Annotated in this window: 18 protein-coding genes; 16 read left to right on the top strand and 2 right to left on the bottom strand. The window is 59.9% G+C overall.

Annotation, left to right across the window (positions count from 1 at the left end):
* Position 1: 1 nt before the first annotated feature.
* A complete protein-coding gene (locus V3H56_RS21285) occupies positions 2 to 1,348 on the bottom strand; it encodes an OprD family porin (protein WP_047736650.1) in 1,347 nt (448 codons plus the stop codon).
* 887 nt (positions 1,349 to 2,235) lie between these two features.
* On the opposite strand from V3H56_RS21285, the gene V3H56_RS21280 reads away from it, so the two are divergent.
* Both V3H56_RS21280 and V3H56_RS21275 read left to right on the top strand, forming a co-directional pair.
* Complete coding sequence (locus V3H56_RS21280) at positions 2,236 to 2,661, top strand: HIT domain-containing protein (protein ID WP_042728751.1); 426 nt, start codon at positions 2,236 to 2,238, stop codon at positions 2,659 to 2,661.
* A gap of 4 nt (positions 2,662 to 2,665) precedes the next feature.
* The gene (locus V3H56_RS21275; RefSeq protein ID WP_042728752.1) at positions 2,666 to 2,872 is read left to right on the top strand and encodes a SlyX family protein; all 207 of its coding nucleotides are present in this window, start codon (positions 2,666 to 2,668) and stop codon (positions 2,870 to 2,872) included.
* 71 nt (positions 2,873 to 2,943) lie between these two features.
* Here the strand turns inward: V3H56_RS21275 and V3H56_RS21270 are convergent, their stop codons facing one another.
* A complete protein-coding gene (locus V3H56_RS21270; RefSeq protein ID WP_042728753.1) occupies positions 2,944 to 3,549 on the bottom strand; it encodes a cold-shock protein in 606 nt (201 codons plus the stop codon).
* A gap of 395 nt (positions 3,550 to 3,944) precedes the next feature.
* On the opposite strand from V3H56_RS21270, the gene V3H56_RS21265 reads away from it, so the two are divergent.
* The 14 genes from V3H56_RS21265 to pal all read left to right on the top strand — a co-directional run bounded on the left by V3H56_RS21265 (position 3,945) and on the right by pal (position 15,247).
* Entirely contained in the window at positions 3,945 to 4,418 is a 474-nt protein-coding gene (locus tag V3H56_RS21265; protein ID WP_030140806.1) for a Dps family protein, read from the top strand.
* Between the two features lie 220 nt (positions 4,419 to 4,638).
* Positions 4,639 to 4,983, top strand: a complete 345-nt coding sequence (locus tag V3H56_RS21260) for a ribbon-helix-helix domain-containing protein (protein WP_042728754.1) — start codon at positions 4,639 to 4,641, stop codon at positions 4,981 to 4,983.
* A gap of 140 nt (positions 4,984 to 5,123) precedes the next feature.
* Positions 5,124 to 5,345: a zinc ribbon domain-containing protein gene (locus V3H56_RS21255; RefSeq protein WP_042728755.1), complete on the top strand. Its 222-nt coding sequence runs from the start codon at positions 5,124 to 5,126 to the stop codon at positions 5,343 to 5,345.
* Between the two features lie 75 nt (positions 5,346 to 5,420).
* Positions 5,421 to 7,196 (top strand): aspartate--tRNA ligase, encoded by a 1,776-nt coding sequence (aspS, locus tag V3H56_RS21250; RefSeq protein ID WP_042728756.1) that lies wholly within the window; start codon positions 5,421 to 5,423, stop codon positions 7,194 to 7,196.
* Positions 7,197 to 7,314: 118 nt separating this feature from the next.
* Entirely contained in the window at positions 7,315 to 8,061 is a 747-nt protein-coding gene (locus V3H56_RS21245) for a YebC/PmpR family DNA-binding transcriptional regulator (protein ID WP_014339920.1), read from the top strand.
* Between the two features lie 195 nt (positions 8,062 to 8,256).
* The gene (ruvC, locus tag V3H56_RS21240) at positions 8,257 to 8,781 is read left to right on the top strand and encodes a crossover junction endodeoxyribonuclease RuvC (protein WP_024776477.1); all 525 of its coding nucleotides are present in this window, start codon (positions 8,257 to 8,259) and stop codon (positions 8,779 to 8,781) included.
* A gap of 112 nt (positions 8,782 to 8,893) precedes the next feature.
* A complete protein-coding gene (ruvA, locus tag V3H56_RS21235; RefSeq protein WP_042728757.1) occupies positions 8,894 to 9,502 on the top strand; it encodes a Holliday junction branch migration protein RuvA in 609 nt (202 codons plus the stop codon).
* Positions 9,503 to 10,564 (top strand): Holliday junction branch migration DNA helicase RuvB, encoded by a 1,062-nt coding sequence (ruvB, locus tag V3H56_RS21230; RefSeq protein ID WP_042728758.1) that lies wholly within the window; start codon positions 9,503 to 9,505, stop codon positions 10,562 to 10,564.
* Between the two features lie 127 nt (positions 10,565 to 10,691).
* A complete protein-coding gene (gene ybgC, locus V3H56_RS21225; protein WP_003205037.1) occupies positions 10,692 to 11,159 on the top strand; it encodes a tol-pal system-associated acyl-CoA thioesterase in 468 nt (155 codons plus the stop codon).
* On the top strand, positions 11,149 to 11,844 hold the full coding sequence (gene tolQ, locus V3H56_RS21220; protein ID WP_042728759.1) for a protein TolQ: 696 nt from the start codon (positions 11,149 to 11,151) through the stop codon (positions 11,842 to 11,844). The genes ybgC and tolQ overlap by 11 nt, the downstream gene beginning before the upstream one ends.
* A 23-nt stretch (positions 11,845 to 11,867) precedes the next feature.
* Complete coding sequence (gene tolR, locus V3H56_RS21215) at positions 11,868 to 12,320, top strand: protein TolR (RefSeq protein ID WP_161796096.1); 453 nt, start codon at positions 11,868 to 11,870, stop codon at positions 12,318 to 12,320.
* The gene (tolA, locus tag V3H56_RS21210) at positions 12,320 to 13,399 is read left to right on the top strand and encodes a cell envelope integrity protein TolA (RefSeq protein WP_042728760.1); all 1,080 of its coding nucleotides are present in this window, start codon (positions 12,320 to 12,322) and stop codon (positions 13,397 to 13,399) included. Before tolR ends, tolA begins: the two co-directional genes overlap by 1 nt.
* A gap of 17 nt (positions 13,400 to 13,416) precedes the next feature.
* Positions 13,417 to 14,697, top strand: coding sequence for a Tol-Pal system beta propeller repeat protein TolB (gene tolB / locus V3H56_RS21205; protein WP_172679705.1), 1,281 nt, complete (start codon positions 13,417 to 13,419; stop codon positions 14,695 to 14,697).
* A gap of 52 nt (positions 14,698 to 14,749) precedes the next feature.
* Positions 14,750 to 15,247 (top strand): peptidoglycan-associated lipoprotein Pal, encoded by a 498-nt coding sequence (pal, locus tag V3H56_RS21200; protein ID WP_003178634.1) that lies wholly within the window; start codon positions 14,750 to 14,752, stop codon positions 15,245 to 15,247.
* The last annotated feature ends 5 nt before the right edge of the window (positions 15,248 to 15,252 follow it).

The following is a 15,252-nucleotide window of genomic DNA, read 5'->3' as shown; positions in this document are numbered from 1 at the left end:
ATTACAGAACCGAGATCGGGTAGTCGACGATCAGGCGGAACTCGTTGATATCGCCCTCAGCCTGGTCGGTGTTGGCGCGGTGCCATGCTTGACGAACGCGGAACGACAGGTCCTTGGCAGGGCCGCTCTGAACCACGTACTTGGCTTCGACGTTGGTTTCGTGATGCTTGCCATCTTCACCATAGCCGTATTGGTTGTATGGGCTGGAGGCATCCATCTTGGTACCGTCGATATCCCAGCCTTTAACGTAACGGGCCATGAAGCTCAGGCCTGGTACGCCGTACTCAGCCATCTTCAGGTCGTAACGAACCTGAGCAGACTTCTCGTTAGGGGCGTTGAAGTCAGAGTACTGGATGGAGTTGGCGAGGAAGATCGAGTCGCCGCCACGGTTGTTGTCACCCACACCGACGTAGTCGAATGGAGTGTCGCCGTCCACTTTCTGGAAGGCCACGGTAACGGTGTGCGCTTTCAGGAACGAATACGCAGCTGCCAGCGAGAACGTGGTGTTGCTGATATCACCCGCTCTGGCGCTACCGGTATCGACGGTGCGGTAGATGTTACCATCCAGATTGAGCGACTGGTCGTTACCCATAGGGATGGTGTAGTTCACGTTGGCGTAGTACTGGTCCCAAATATCTTCGAATTTGGAGCCGTAGAGCGAAACGCTCAGATCGTCGGAGATGCCGTATTTGCCACCAACGTAATCCATGGTCTTGCCGGTAACGGCAATGCTGTCGCCGGATGCGTATGTAGCGTGCAGCTCACCGTCACTGTTCATCTCGTCCTGGCTGGAGGCCGAGTAGAAGTGACCTGCTTCCAGATCCAGGTTCTTGATTTCGCTGCTTTGCAGTTGGAAACCGGTAGCGGTTTGAGGCAACAGGCGGGAACCGCCGACAGCGAACACTGGGGAGGTGCTAGGCTGCATTTGACCGAATTTCAGTTCGGTTTTGGAGATACGCAGCTTGACGGCTGCACCGGCCTTACCAAAGTCGTCTTCGTTGTGGCCTTGGGAGTTGCGGCTCATGTTGCCCGAACCTGCCGTGCCGTCGCCGCCGTCCAGTTTGATGCCCAGATAACCGAATGCATCAACACCGACCCCTACCGTGCCTTGGGTGTAACCGGAGCTGAAGTTGCCCCAGAAACCCTGAGTCCAGTCTTTCTGGTCGTTTGAACCGTTTTTGCGGTCACGGTTGAAGTAATAGTTGCGCAGCAGCAAGTCGAACTTGGCGTCTTCGACAAAGCCCTTGGCTTCAGCTTGGTCACTTACGAAAGGTGCGGCCGTAGCCATTTGAGTACTGGCTGCTGCAGCAACGGCCAGTGCGATCATGCTCCACTTCATCACGCGCATCGTGATTTGCTCCTTTGGTTTTAGAAGAGTACTGCCGTCCCACCTGTTTTATTATCTGGGCGGCTCTTTCTTTTTGTGTCGGCGCAAACTTATATCACGCCGACCCTATTGGCGATACTTGCCCATACAACCTTTCAGCTTCTTTACGACCGTGTCGCCAATGGCTCGATCCATGTCGTATTTCGGCTGAACCAACGCAATCGGATTCACAACTTCTAAGGTTGTTTTTTCTCTCCGGCATTGGTGTAAAGAGTCCGTCATTACCGCGCTTGAAGCTCCTGAGGGCAGCCTTGCCACTTTAATTTATAGGTCTGCGGGTTTTCGCTTCCGGCGAAGCCCTTGGACGATGTGCGGATGAATGCAACAAGCATGCACAAACCCGAATTTCGTTTACATTTTTTTCACATTCTACCGGTTGACGCGGTGAAACCTCATGAAACCGGGCTCCAAAGGCCTTGTTTTAAATAGGGTTGACGGCTGCGCGGCCCTCGTGTTGAACGTCTTGAAACGGTGCGCGACAACCAAAAACGTTACCGGTTCACCCCATCGAGTGAGTAAATCCCGGATGCTTCGTGCACTGAGCGTAGACCCACTGTGCTGTTTTGGTGCAAAAAATTTTCAAGCTGTACGAAAATCTGACAGCTCCGGTGCATTTGCCAGGCCCTGGGACGCTGCTGTCGGACTGCACCCTGGACCCTGCGCCGTGTTGGTGCAACGCCCGCCCTCGTTCATACCGGTTCTTGAAAGAGCGGTGAACAAAAAGGCGATGCAGGCGTGTCGAACGAGTGCCCCGTGAACCCTCCGGCATTCGCAGGTATGCTGCCGGTCTGTGTCCGGCGCGGCCTGTGCCCGGAAACCGGACCGATCAACCATCAGGAGTGCGCGCGGTGTTTGCCTTAGATCCACGACTGCAACAAGACACATTGCCGATCGGCGATTTCCCGCTGTGTCGGTTGCTCTTGTCCAATGATTCCAACTATCCGTGGTTCATACTCGTACCGCGGCGGGAAAATATCAGCGAATTATTTCAATTGGATGACATGGACCAGCAGCAACTGTGGAAAGAAACCACGGCCCTGGCCGAAACGCTCAAGGACTCGTTCGACGCCGATAAGCTGAACGTCGCGACGTTGGGTAACGTTGTCAGTCAATTGCACATGCATGTCATCGTGCGCAAACGCGATGATGCCGCGTGGCCGGCACCGGTCTGGGGCAAACACCCGGCACAGCCTTATAATGACGTGCAAGTGAAGGCCATTCGCGAACGCTTGCGCGTGGCATTGACCGATGATTTCAAGTTTCTGGAGGGCTGAAACCATGAACCTTGAAGACCGTGTAACCGATCTGGAAAGTCGCCTGGCGTTTCAGGATGACACCATCCAGGCATTGAATGATGTGTTGGTGGAGCAGCAGCGCGTGGTCGAGCGGCTGCAGTTGCAGATGGCGGCGTTGCTCAAGCGCCAGGAAGAGATGGCTGGGCAGTTCGAATCCTTCGAAGAAGAGGCACCGCCTCCTCATTACTGACCGGCACCGAGTGCCAGGCCCAAAAAAAACCGCGAGCAGCGAGGCTGCATCGCGGTTTTTTTACGGCAGTATCAGCGGCGCGGCAGCGCAGCGATCACGTCTTCGGCCTGCAGGCCCTTGTCGCGGTTCATCACGGAAAACTCTACGCGCTGGCCTTCCACCAGGACGCGATGGCCTTCGCCACGGATGGCCCGGAAATGCACGAAAATGTCATCGCCGGAATCGCGGGAGATAAAGCCGAAGCCTTTGGAAGTGTTGAACCACTTCACGGTGCCGGTATCGCGGTTGGACATGTCGTAGTTCTGCGAGGCAGCAGCGGGCGACGACTTCTTGTAGAAGCTGACGCCCAGGTGCACGGCCACGGCCAGCAACGCACAGCCAAGGCTGAACGCAATGGCCGGTTGGCCGGCGATTTCCGGCATGGGGGCCAGCAACGCCAGGGTTTGCAGGGCGACGGCCAGTACCAGCAGGACGCTGACGAGGTTTTGCAGTTGATGACGGGGGCCTTTATTCCAGTAAGGAATGACGGGCGCGAGGGTCAGGTTGAGCAGGCCGAAAAAGGCCAGGTACAGTGCATCGGGATGTTGCAGGTAAGGTGTGGCTTCGGAACCCAGGCTAGGGATGAAGGACAGCAGCAAGGCAGCTGCGCCCATTAGCAAGTGGACGATTTTCAACATTTTAATTGGCTCACGGTTAAGACAGATCACAAGGAAGAGCGGGTCGAGGACGGTTCGCTTCGGAAAAATGGAGAGGCGTTGGACACGTATTCGAACCAGCCTATGCGCCACGTCCTGGAAAATAGGCGTAGCGACACACTGCCTATTTAACAGTAAAGCCTTGGCCTTCTCAAACGCGTCGCGGACCCATACCGCGCTGTTCGTCGGCCAGCCACCCGGTGGACGCTTGCAGGGGCCAGGCGAGCGCCGTTGAAGGGGCCCGTGTGTCGGAACCGCCCGGCGTCCCGGCTTGTCGGTTCAGGAGGGCCGGCGATCTGTCGCAGGCTGCCGGCGGCAAAAACCACTACAGTGGAGGAGCCGCTGTCTCATTCATCACCGTCAGGAGATCAATCAACATGGCCATTGATATCGGTATCAGTGAAGAAGACCGCAAGTCCATCGTCGACGGGCTTTCACGCCTGCTTTCGGACACTTATGTGCTCTACCTCAAGACCCACAATTTCCACTGGAACGTCACCGGGCCGATGTTTCGCACCCTGCACCTGATGTTCGAGGAGCAATACAACGAACTGGCGCTGGCGGTGGACCTGATCGCCGAGCGCATCCGTGCCCTCGGTTTCCCGGCGCCGGGTGCCTACTCGGTGTACGCGCGCTTGTCTTCCATCAAGGAAGAAGAGGGCGTGCCCGGTGCCGAGGATATGATCCGGCAACTGGTGGAAGGGCAGGAAGCGGTGACGCGTACCGCCCGTGGCATCTTTCCCCTCCTGGACAAGGTCAGCGACGAGCCCACCGCCGATCTGCTGACCCAGCGCATGCAGGTTCATGAAAAGACCGCATGGATGCTGCGCTCGCTGTTGGAAGATAAATAAGCCTGGCAGGGCTGCCGAGCCCTTGCTCTCCGGGAGCAGGGCGCCGGGATTTGTAGGCAGCGGGTAGGACGGCGTAATTCGTCGCCTGCCGGCTGTCGGCTTGTCCTACGTCGATGGCCATAAAGTCGTCTGGATCTGCCGATGCCGTTGAGCTTCCAATAAGCGCCACAGGTGGAGTGTTCCACCTGAAAGGTTCGTCTGGCAAAGGAGTGTCAACGGTATGATTCAAGGAAAAGAACCCGGCGAGGGCGCGCGCGGGCGCTGTCAGCCCATCCACGTCGATCCGTTCGTCAGGGGCTTCGACATGCAATTGGCTCGGCCCTGGGCCCGGTCCATCCGCCTGAATGGCTTTGCCACGTGTCTGCGTCTGGAGCAGGTCTATTGGGATATCCTCGCCGACATGGCCCGGCTCAACCGCTGTTCCATCAGCACCTTGCTGTCCCATGTGGACCGGGAGGTGCACTTGCGCCATGGTGGCGTGCGCAATTTCAGTGGCCTGGTGCGCGTGGTCTGCGTTGTGCACAGTCTGAAGGAAACCGGGCTGGAGGTCGTCGGACGGCACTGAGGCCCAGGCCAGTGCTTGAAACGGGCCGGGAGCGGCCTGTGCGGTCTTACGGCTGCACAGGCTGCATTTAATGGATATAATCTCGCCCTTTGCCGCAAAGCCCGCCTTTGCGCGAGTAACCTGATCGCCGAGACAACCCCATGCCGATGTACGACTATCAATGTGCTTCCTGTGGTCATCAGATGGAAGTCATTCAAAAGATCAGCGAGGCACCGCTGGTCGACTGCCCTGCCTGCCAGGCGCCAGAACTGAAAAAGATGCTGTCCATGCCTGGTTTCCGCCTCGGCGGTACGGGCTGGTATGAAACCGACTTCAAAACCGGCGCCAAGAAGAACCTGGCCGGTGGCGACAAAGCAGACTGAGTTGAATACGCGCGAGTTCTTGCATGGGCAGGGCCTCCAACCGAATGTCGAATTACGAGAAGTGAAACCACTACCATGATGCGCAGCCATTATTGCGGCCAACTGAACGAAAGCCTGGAAGGTCAGGAAGTTACTCTTTGCGGATGGGTTCATCGTCGCCGTGACCATGGCGGGGTGATTTTCCTCGATATCCGTGATCGTGAAGGCCTGGCCCAGGTGGTGTTCGATCCGGACCGCGCTGAAACCTTCGCCACCGCCGACCGCGTGCGCAGCGAATACGTGGTCAAGATCACCGGCAAGGTGCGCCTGCGTCCGGCCGGTGCTGGCAACGCCAACATGGCGTCCGGCATGATCGAAGTGCTGGGCCACGAGCTGGAAGTGCTCAACGAAGCGGAAACCCCACCGTTCCCGCTCAACGAATTTTCCGACGTGGGCGAAGAAACCCGCCTGCGCTACCGCTTCATCGACCTGCGCCGTCCGGAAATGGCCGAGAAGCTGCGCCTGCGTTCGCGCATGACCACCAGCATCCGTCGCTACCTGGACGAGAACGGTTTCCTCGACGTCGAGACGCCGATCCTGACCCGCGCCACGCCGGAAGGCGCCCGCGACTACCTGGTGCCGAGCCGCACCCACCCCGGCAGCTTCTTTGCCCTGCCGCAATCGCCGCAGTTGTTCAAGCAACTGCTGATGGTGGCCGGCTTCGACCGCTACTACCAGATCGCCAAGTGCTTCCGCGACGAAGACCTGCGTGCCGACCGTCAGCCTGAGTTCACTCAGATCGACATCGAGACCAGCTTCCTCGACGAAAAAGACATCATGGGCCTGACCGAAGGCATGATCCGCAACCTGTTCAAGGAAGTGCTGGGTCTGGAATTCGGCGACTTCCCGCACATGACCTGGGACGAGGCTATGCGCCGCTACGGTTCCGACAAGCCGGACCTGCGTATCCCGCTGGAACTGGTGGACGTGGCCGACCAGCTCAAGGACGTCGAATTCAAGGTCTTCAGCGGGCCGGCCAACGATCCGAAGTGCCGCGTTGCCGCCCTGCGCGTGCCGGGCGCCGCGAGCATGCCGCGCAGCAAGATCGACGACTACACCAAGTTCGTCGGCATCTACGGTGCCAAGGGCCTGGCGTACATCAAGGTCAACGAGCGCGCCAAGGGCGTCGAAGGCCTGCAATCGCCGATCGTCAAGAACATCCCTGAGGCCAACCTGAACGTGATCCTCGATCGCGTTGGCGCGGTCGATGGCGACATCGTGTTCTTCGGCGCCGACAAGGCCAAGATCGTCAGCGAAGCCCTGGGCGCATTGCGCATCAAGGTCGGTCACGATCTTGAACTGCTGACCAGCGAATGGGCGCCGCTGTGGGTCGTTGACTTCCCGATGTTCGAAGAAAACGAAGATGGCAGCTTCACCGCGCTGCATCACCCGTTCACCGCGCCGAAATGCACCCCGCAGGAGTTGGAGGCCAACCCGGCTACCGCGCTGTCGCGTGCCTACGACATGGTCCTGAACGGCACCGAGCTGGGTGGCGGTTCGATCCGTATCCACCGCAAGGAAATGCAACAGGCGGTGTTCCGCCTGCTAGGCATCGACGAAGCGGAACAGGAAGAGAAGTTCGGCTTCCTGCTCGACGCCCTGAAGTTCGGCGCACCGCCTCACGGTGGCCTGGCCTTCGGCCTGGATCGCCTGGTGATGCTGATGACCGGCGCCCAGTCGATCCGTGAAGTGATCGCTTTCCCGAAAACCCAGAGCGCGGCCGATGTCATGACCCAGGCTCCGGGTGTGGTGGATGCCAAGGCACTGCGCGAGCTGCACATCCGTCTGCGTGAACAGCCCAAGGCTGAGTAAGGCTGACACCTGAAGGCGCATCTTCGGATGCGCCTTTTCGTTGGTGTCGATATTTCTGCTTGCCTGCCTCTGCATCGTTGCAGGGCGGGCAACGTTTCAAGAAAAACCGGAGCGAGTTATGGCAGGTCATTCCAAGTGGGCGAACATCAAGCACCGCAAAGAACGTCAGGATGCCAAGAGGGGCAAGATCTTCACCAAGTGGATCCGTGAGCTGACGGTCGCGGCCCGCCAGGGTGGCGGTGATCCGGGTTCCAACCCGCGCCTGCGCCTGGCCCTGGACAAGGCACTGGGTGCCAACATGAGCCGCGACATCATCGACCGGGCCATCGCCCGTGGCGCCGGTGCGACCGAGGCCGACAACGTTGAAGAACTGACCTACGAAGGTTATGGCCCAGGTGGCGTGGCGGTCATGGTCGAATGCATGACCGACAACCGTAACCGTACCGCGGCGGCCGTGCGTCACGCCTTCAGCAAATGCGGTGGCAACCTGGGCACCGACGGTTCGGTGGCATACCTGTTCGAGCGCAAGGGGCAGATCAGCTTCGCGCCGGGCCTGGATGAAGACGCCTTGACCGAAGCCGCCCTGGAAGCCGACGCCGACGACGTGGTCAGTCATGAAGACGGATCGTTCGACGTGTTTACCTCGTTCGCCAGCTTCTATGCCGTGCGCAATGCCCTGGAAGCGGCCGGGTTCAAGCCGGCCGACGCGGAAATCGTCATGCAGCCGACCACCAGCGCCGAGCTGGACCTGGACGGCGCCGAGAAAGTGCTCAAGCTGATCGACATGCTCGAAGACCTGGATGACGTGCAGAATGTCTATTCCAATGCTGACATTCCAGAGTCGGTGGCAGAGCAACTGGGCTGACAGGTGTAATGCTGCTCACTTAAGGTTTGTTTGAAACCATTGTGGCGAGGGAGCTTGCTCCCGCTGGAGTGCGAAGCGCTCCCAAAAAAAGCTCTGCTACGCAGCCCAGCGGGAGCAAGCTCCCTCGCCACGGGTTCACTGCAGGCCTTTGATGAGTTGTATCTTCTTGCCATCGCACTTTTTTTCGCAGGCGTTATGACTTTAATCCTTGGCATCGACCCCGGTTCACGCATCACCGGCTACGGCGTGGTTCGTGATACCGGGCGTGGCTGCGTGTACGTGGCTTCCGGTTGTATCCGCACTGGGGCGGGCGAGTTGCACGAGCGCCTGCAGATTGTTTATCGCGGCGTGCGGGAGGTCATCCAGACCTACGGGCCGGTCACCATGGGCATCGAAAAAGTGTTCATGGCCCGTAACGCCGATTCGGCCCTGAAGCTGGGCCAGGCCCGGGGCGCGGCCATTGTTGCCGGTGCCGAGGAAAGCCTGGAAATCGCCGAATACACCGCTACCCAGGTCAAGCAGGCGGTCGTCGGAACGGGCGCGGCGAACAAGGAACAGGTGCAAATGATGGTGATGCACCTGTTGAAGCTGGTCAGCAAGCCGCAGATCGACGCCTCCGACGCCCTGGCCATCGCCATTTGCCATGCGCATACCCGCTCCAGCCTGCTGCCGCACGGCTTGGGCACTGCACGCAGTCGTGGCGGGCGCCTGCGTCTCTGATAGCATCAGCGCACTCATTCGTGAACCCGGGTAGGGTGCGCCGCGTCGTCGGCCCTTATGCCGGGCCGTTATTCGCCAGCCCACGGCTGGCCAACGCCCAAGGATCTGAAACGTGATTGGACGCTTGCGCGGCACCCTGGCTGAAAAACAGCCGCCGCACCTGATTCTGGATGTGAACGGGCTCGGTTATGAGCTCGAAGTGCCCATGACCACGCTGTATCGCCTGCCGTCGGTCGGCGAGCCGCTGACACTGCACACCCATTTGGTCGTGCGCGAGGATGCGCAGTTACTCTATGGCTTCATTGGCAAGCGCGAGCGGGATTTCTTCCGTGAGCTGATCCGCCTCAATGGCGTCGGCCCGAAGTTGGCCCTGGCCTTGATGTCGAGCCTGGAGGTCGATGAACTGGTGCGCTGCGTGCAGTCCCAGGACACCTCGGCGCTGACCAAGGTGCCCGGGGTTGGCAAGAAGACCGCCGAGCGCCTGCTGGTGGAACTCAAGGACCGCTTCAAGGCCTGGGAAACGGTGCCGGCCATGTTCGCCCTGGTGCCGAACCAGCCGGACGCGCCGGCCCCGGCGGTCAGCGCCGAGAACGATGCGGTTACCGCGCTGATTTCCCTGGGTTACAAGCCGCAGGAAGCCAGCAAGGCGATTTCCGCCATCAAGGAAAAAGGCCTGAGCACTGAAGACATGATCCGCCGTGCCCTGAAGGGAATGATCTAAGTGATTGAAGCTGACCGTCTGATCGCCGCCACGGGCGCGCCCCGTGACCGCGAGGAAATCCAGGACCGCGCGATTCGCCCCGTCAGCCTGGCTGACTACATTGGCCAACCGACCGTGCGCGAGCAGATGGAGTTGTTCATCCAGGCGGCCCGTGGGCGCAGCGAGTCGCTGGACCACACCTTGATCTTCGGCCCGCCGGGCCTGGGCAAGACCACCCTGGCCAACATCATTGCCCAGGAAATGGGCGTGTCGATCAAGAGTACCTCGGGGCCGGTTCTCGAGCGGCCGGGCGACCTGGCGGCGTTGCTGACCAATCTCGAACCCCATGACGTATTGTTCATCGACGAAATCCACCGTCTGTCGCCGATCGTCGAAGAAGTGCTGTACCCAGCCATGGAAGATTTCCAGCTCGACATCATGATCGGCGAAGGTCCGGCGGCGCGTTCCATCAAGCTGGATTTGCCGCCGTTCACCCTGGTGGGGGCGACCACCCGGGCCGGCATGCTGACCAACCCGCTGCGGGACCGTTTCGGCATCGTCCAGCGCCTGGAGTTCTACAGCAATGCCGACCTGGCGACGATTGTCAGTCGCTCGGCGGGCATCCTCGGATTGCCGCTGGACCCGGACGGCGCGTACGAAGTCGCCCGTCGGGCGCGAGGCACGCCGCGGATCGCCAATCGACTGCTGCGGCGGGTCCGGGACTTTGCCGAGGTCCGTGCCAAGGGCCACATCACCAAGCCGATTGCCGACCTGGCGTTGAACCTGCTGGACATTGACGAGCGTGGCTTCGACCATCAGGACCGGCGTTTGCTCCTGACCATGATCGAGAAGTTCGACGGTGGCCCGGTGGGCGTCGACAGCCTGGCCGCCGCCATCAGCGAAGAGCGCCACACCATCGAGGATGTGCTGGAGCCGTACCTGATCCAGCAGGGCTACATCATGCGCACCCCGCGCGGGCGCGTGGTGACCCGCCATGCTTACCTGCACTTTGGCTTAAACATCCCGACACGAATGGGCGAGATGCCGGTAGTAGACGAATTCCTCGATGCCGTGGACGATTGAACGCGCTCGATAGGCTGACTTTTTTCCGGCTCGTGCTGTCCCAGACGACGTCTGGAGCGTCAATGCATTCGAGAATGAAAAAACAGTTGCCTGGCCGATTGGCAACCTGAGGAGTAAGCACTAGAGTATGCGCGCGCAAAACGGGCTGGAGTCGTTCGCACATCGCTGTCGCGTTTATTACGAGGACACCGATGCCGGCGGCATCGTTTACTACGTCAATTACCTCAAGTTTATGGAACGGGCTCGAACCGAACGGCTGCGGGAACTGGGTTTCGCCCAATCCGCGCTGGCAGGGGAGGACCTGTTATTCGTCGTGCATTCCAGCGAAGCGCGCTACCACGCGCCGGCGCGACTGGACGACGAACTGGTGGTAAGTGCCGATGTCATCGAGTTGAACCGTGTCAGCCTGCGCTTCAAGCAGCAGGTCAGGCGGGCTACGGATAATGTGCTGCTCTGTGAAGGGCAGTTCCTGGTGGCCTGTGTGCGCACCCATAGTTTGAAACCCCGGGCCATTCCCGAAGCTCTACGTGCGGCCTTTGCCGGCGTGAGCGGCGCGGGTACACACTCAGAGCAGGAGATAAAGCGTGGAAGCTAACGTCGTCGACCATACCTCCATGTGGAGCCTGGTCAGCAATGCCAGCGTCGTGGTGCAACTGGTAATGCTGACCCTGGTAGCCGCATCGGTGACCTCATGGATCATGATTTTTCAGCGCAGCAACCTGCTGCGCGCCGGTCGCCGAGCCCTGGAGAGCTTTGAAGAGCGCTTCTGGTCGGGCATCGACCTGTCCAAGCTGTACCGCCAGGCGGGCAGCAATCCGGACCCGGACTCGGGCGTCGAGCAGATCTTTCGCGCCGGCTTCAAGGAGTTCTCCCGCTTGCGCCAGCAGCCGGGCGTCGACCCTGAAGCGGTGATGGAAGGCGTGGCCCGTGCCATGCGCGTGGCCATTTCCCGCGAGGAAGAGAAGCTCGAGCAGAGCCTGCCGTTCCTCGCCACCGTCGGTTCGGTCAGCCCGTACATCGGTCTGTTCGGCACCGTGTGGGGGATCATGAACTCCTTCCGTGGCCTGGCATCGGCCCAGCAAGCGACCCTGGCCACCGTGGCCCCGGGCATCGCCGAGGCCCTGGTTGCCACCGCCATCGGCCTGTTCGCGGCCATCCCGGCCGTCATTGCCTATAACCGCTTCGCTGCCCGCAGCGAAACGCTGATCGGCCGTTACTACACCTTCGCCGATGAGTTCCAGGCGATCCTGCACCGCAAAGTGCACACCAGCGAAGAATAAGCAGGTATTTCCCGATGGCTTTAATCGCTCGAGCCCGAAACAAGCGCAAGCCGGTTGCCGAGATGAACGTGGTGCCCTACATCGACGTGATGCTGGTGCTGCTGGTCATCTTCATGGTGACCGCGCCGATGCTCAACCAGGGCGTGAAGGTTGATCTGCCCAAGGTTTCCAGCGAAGCCTTGCCGCAGGACAACAACACCCAGGTCCTGACCATTTCGATCAAGGCTGACAAGACCTACTACTGGAACCTTGGCAGCGAAGTCGACACCGAGAAGCAGCAGGACCGGGCCATGACCCTGCCGCAGATGACCGATGCGGTGACCAAGATCATTCGTGTCGGCAATGACGCCGGCAAGCGTACGCAGGTCTTCATTCGCGGCGACAAGACCGTCGACTACGGTGCCGTGATGGGCGCCATGGGCGGTCTGCAGAAAGCCGGGGTCGGTAATGTTGGCTTGATCACCGAGGCCCCCTGATGCAGCAACAGCGAGAGCCGTCCGCCTCGGAAAGCTACTTCTGGCCCACTGTCCTGGCCGTCGGCCTGCACGTGCTGGTGTTCGGCATGCTGTTCGTCAGTTTTGCCATGACACCGGAGCTGCCACCGGCCAAGCCGATCGTGCAGGCGACGTTGTACCAGCTCAAGTCCAAAAGCCAGGCCACCACCCAGACCAACCAGAAGCTTGCGGGCGAGGCGAAGAAATCCGCCGCGCGCCAGACCGAAGTCGAGCAGATGGAGCAGAAAAAGGTCGAGCAGGAAGCGATCAAGGCCGCGGAACAAAAGAAAGAGGAAGCGGCTCAAAAGGCCGAGGAAGCCAAGAAGGCCGATGAGGCGAAGAAAGCGGACGAGGCGAAAAAGGCTGATGAAGCCAAGAAAGCCGACGACGCGAAGAAGGCGGCCGAGGCCAAGAAGGCAGAAGAGAAACAATTGGCTGATATAGCCAAGAAGAAGGCCGAGGAAGAAGCCAAGAAAGCCGCCGAAGAAGAGGCCAAGAAAGCGGCCGCTGAAGAAGCGAAGAAAAAGATTGTCGAGGACGCGAAGAAGAAAGCGGCCGAAGACGCCAAGAAGAAAGCCGAAGCTGAAGAGGCGAAGAAAAAGGTCGCCGAAGAAGCGAAGAAGAAAGCCGCCGCCGACGCCGCCAAGAAAAAGGCCCAGGACGCAGCGCGTAAATCTGCCGAAGACAAGAAGGCCCAGGCCTTGGCAGACCTGCTTTCCGACAAGCCGGAGCGCCAGCAGGCCTTGGCCGACGAGCAGGGCGATGAAGTCGCCGGCAGTTTCGATGATCTGATTCGTGCCCGGGCGGCAGAAGGTTGGGCCCGTCCACCTTCGGCGCGCAAAGGCATGACGGTAGTATTGCAAATCGGCATGTTGCCCGACGGTACGGTTACCTCGGTCAGCGTCGCCAAGTCCAGCGGTGACGGTCCGTTCGACGCTTCGGCGGTCGCGGCGGTCAAGAACATTGGACGACTGACGGAAATGCAAGGAATGAAACCGAGCGACTTTGCTCCCTATCGTTCGTTCAAGATGACATTCACACCTGAGGATCTAGCCTTGTGAGAAACATTCTTCGATCAATGCTTGTCGTTATCTGCTGCCTGGCAGGGATGGCGGTAGCAGAGGAAAAGAACATTCTGGTCACCAGCGGCAGCGACCGGGCGACCCCGATCGCCGTCGTACCGTTCGGCTGGCAGGGCGGTAGCGTCCTGCCGGACGACATGGCGGAGATCATCGGCAACGACCTGCGCAACTCGGGTTACTACGCGCCGATTCCGAAACAGAACATGATCAGCCTGCCGACCCAGGCCAGCGAAGTCATCTACCGTGACTGGAAGGCCCTGGGCGCCCAGTACATCATGGTGGGCAGCATTGTCCCGGCCGGCGGTCGCCTGCAGGTGCAGTACGCCCTGTTCAACGTCGCCACCGAGCAGCAAGTGCTGACCGGCAGCGTGTCGGGCGGCGTCGATCAATTGCGCGACATGGCGCACTACATCGCCGACCAGTCCTTCGAGAAACTCACCGGCATCAAGGGTGCGTTCTCCACGCGCATGCTCTACGTGACCGCCGAGCGCTTCTCCGAGAACAACACCCGTTACACCCTGCAGCGCTCCGACTATGACGGCGCCCGCGCGGTGACCCTGCTGCAATCGCGCGAGCCGATCCTGTCGCCGCGTTTTGCCCCCGATGGCAAGCGCATCGCCTATGTTTCGTTCGAGCAGAAGCGTCCTCGGATCTTCGTGCAGCACATCGACACCGGTCGTCGTGAGCAGATCACCAACTTCGAAGGCCTCAATGGCGCGCCGTCGTGGTCGCCGGACGGTTCGCGCCTGGCGTTCGTGCTGTCCAAGGACGGCAACCCTGACATCTACGTGATGAACCTGGCCTCGCGCTCGATCTCCCGCGTCACCAATGGCCCGGGCATCAACACCGAACCGTTCTGGGGCAAGGATGGCTCGACCATCTACTTCACCTCCGACCGCGGTGGCAAGCCTCAGATCTACAAGACCAGTGCTGGTGGCGGCGGTGCTGAACGCGTGACGTTCGTGGGTAACTACAACGCCAACCCTAAACTGTCGGCAGATGAAAAGACCCTGGTGATGATCCATCGCCAGGACGGTTTCACCAATTTCAAGGTGGCGGCCCAGGATTTGCAGCGCGGTAGCGTAAAAATCCTCACTGATAGCACTCTGGACGAGTCACCTACTGTTGCGCCCAACGGCACCATGGTAATCTACGCCACCCGCCAGCAGGGCCGGGGAGTCTTGATGCTCGTGTCCATTAATGGACGCGTGAGGCTCCCGCTTCCTACCGCACAAGGCGAAGTCAGAGAACCGTCCTGGTCCCCTTACCTGAACTGACGCGGCGCAATACGTTTTACTTAACACACTGGGGTTCATTAGGAGTTTCACGATGGAAATGCTGAAGTTTGGTAAATTTGCTGCGCTGGCTCTGGCCATGGCTGTAGCTGTAGGTTGCTCGTCCAAAGGCGGCGACAACGCCGGTGAAGGCGCTGTTGATCCAAACGCTGGTTACGGCGCTAACACTGGTGCAGTTGATGGCTCCCTGAGCGAAGAAGCTGCTCTGCGCGCAATCACCACCTTCTACTTCGAATACGACAGCTCGGACCTGAAGCCAGAAGCCATGCGCGCTCTGGACGTTCACGCCAAAGACCTGAAAGCAAACGGCGCTCGCGTTGTTCTGGAAGGCAACACCGACGAACGTGGTACTCGTGAGTACAACATGGCACTGGGCGAGCGTCGTGCGAAAGCCGTTCAACGCTACCTGGTACTGCAAGGTGTTTCCCCAGCTCAGCTGGAACTGGTTTCCTACGGCGAAGAGCGTCCAGTTGCTACCGGCAACGACGAGCAGTCCTGGGCTCAAAACCGTCGCGTCGAACTGCGTAAGTAATTCGT

The organism is Pseudomonas sp. MS646, from assembly GCF_036693845.1.
In the GTDB taxonomy this organism is placed as follows: domain Bacteria; phylum Pseudomonadota; class Gammaproteobacteria; order Pseudomonadales; family Pseudomonadaceae; genus Aquipseudomonas; species Aquipseudomonas chlororaphis_E.
The sequence above is the reverse complement of the archived record's forward strand: the minus strand, read 5'-3'. Positions and strand labels throughout refer to the sequence as shown.

What these genes read in the sequence shown, in the direction of transcription:
- V3H56_RS21285 (WP_047736650.1), bottom strand. Translation starts at nt 1,348, where the DNA reads ATGCGCGTGATGAAGTGGAGCATGATCGCACTGGCCGTTGCTGCAGCA.
- V3H56_RS21275 (WP_042728752.1), top strand. Translation starts at nt 2,666, where the DNA reads ATGAACCTTGAAGACCGTGTAACCGATCTGGAAAGTCGCCTGGCGTTT.
- V3H56_RS21270 (WP_042728753.1), bottom strand. Translation starts at nt 3,549, where the DNA reads ATGTTGAAAATCGTCCACTTGCTAATGGGCGCAGCTGCCTTGCTGCTG.
- V3H56_RS21265 (WP_030140806.1), top strand. Translation starts at nt 3,945, where the DNA reads ATGGCCATTGATATCGGTATCAGTGAAGAAGACCGCAAGTCCATCGTC.
- V3H56_RS21260 (WP_042728754.1), top strand. Translation starts at nt 4,639, where the DNA reads ATGATTCAAGGAAAAGAACCCGGCGAGGGCGCGCGCGGGCGCTGTCAG.
- V3H56_RS21255 (WP_042728755.1), top strand. Translation starts at nt 5,124, where the DNA reads ATGCCGATGTACGACTATCAATGTGCTTCCTGTGGTCATCAGATGGAA.
- aspS (WP_042728756.1), top strand. Translation starts at nt 5,421, where the DNA reads ATGATGCGCAGCCATTATTGCGGCCAACTGAACGAAAGCCTGGAAGGT.
- V3H56_RS21245 (WP_014339920.1), top strand. Translation starts at nt 7,315, where the DNA reads ATGGCAGGTCATTCCAAGTGGGCGAACATCAAGCACCGCAAAGAACGT.
- ruvC (WP_024776477.1), top strand. Translation starts at nt 8,257, where the DNA reads ATGACTTTAATCCTTGGCATCGACCCCGGTTCACGCATCACCGGCTAC.
- ybgC (WP_003205037.1), top strand. Translation starts at nt 10,692, where the DNA reads ATGCGCGCGCAAAACGGGCTGGAGTCGTTCGCACATCGCTGTCGCGTT.
- tolA (WP_042728760.1), top strand. Translation starts at nt 12,320, where the DNA reads ATGCAGCAACAGCGAGAGCCGTCCGCCTCGGAAAGCTACTTCTGGCCC.
- tolB (WP_172679705.1), top strand. Translation starts at nt 13,417, where the DNA reads ATGCTTGTCGTTATCTGCTGCCTGGCAGGGATGGCGGTAGCAGAGGAA.
- pal (WP_003178634.1), top strand. Translation starts at nt 14,750, where the DNA reads ATGGAAATGCTGAAGTTTGGTAAATTTGCTGCGCTGGCTCTGGCCATG.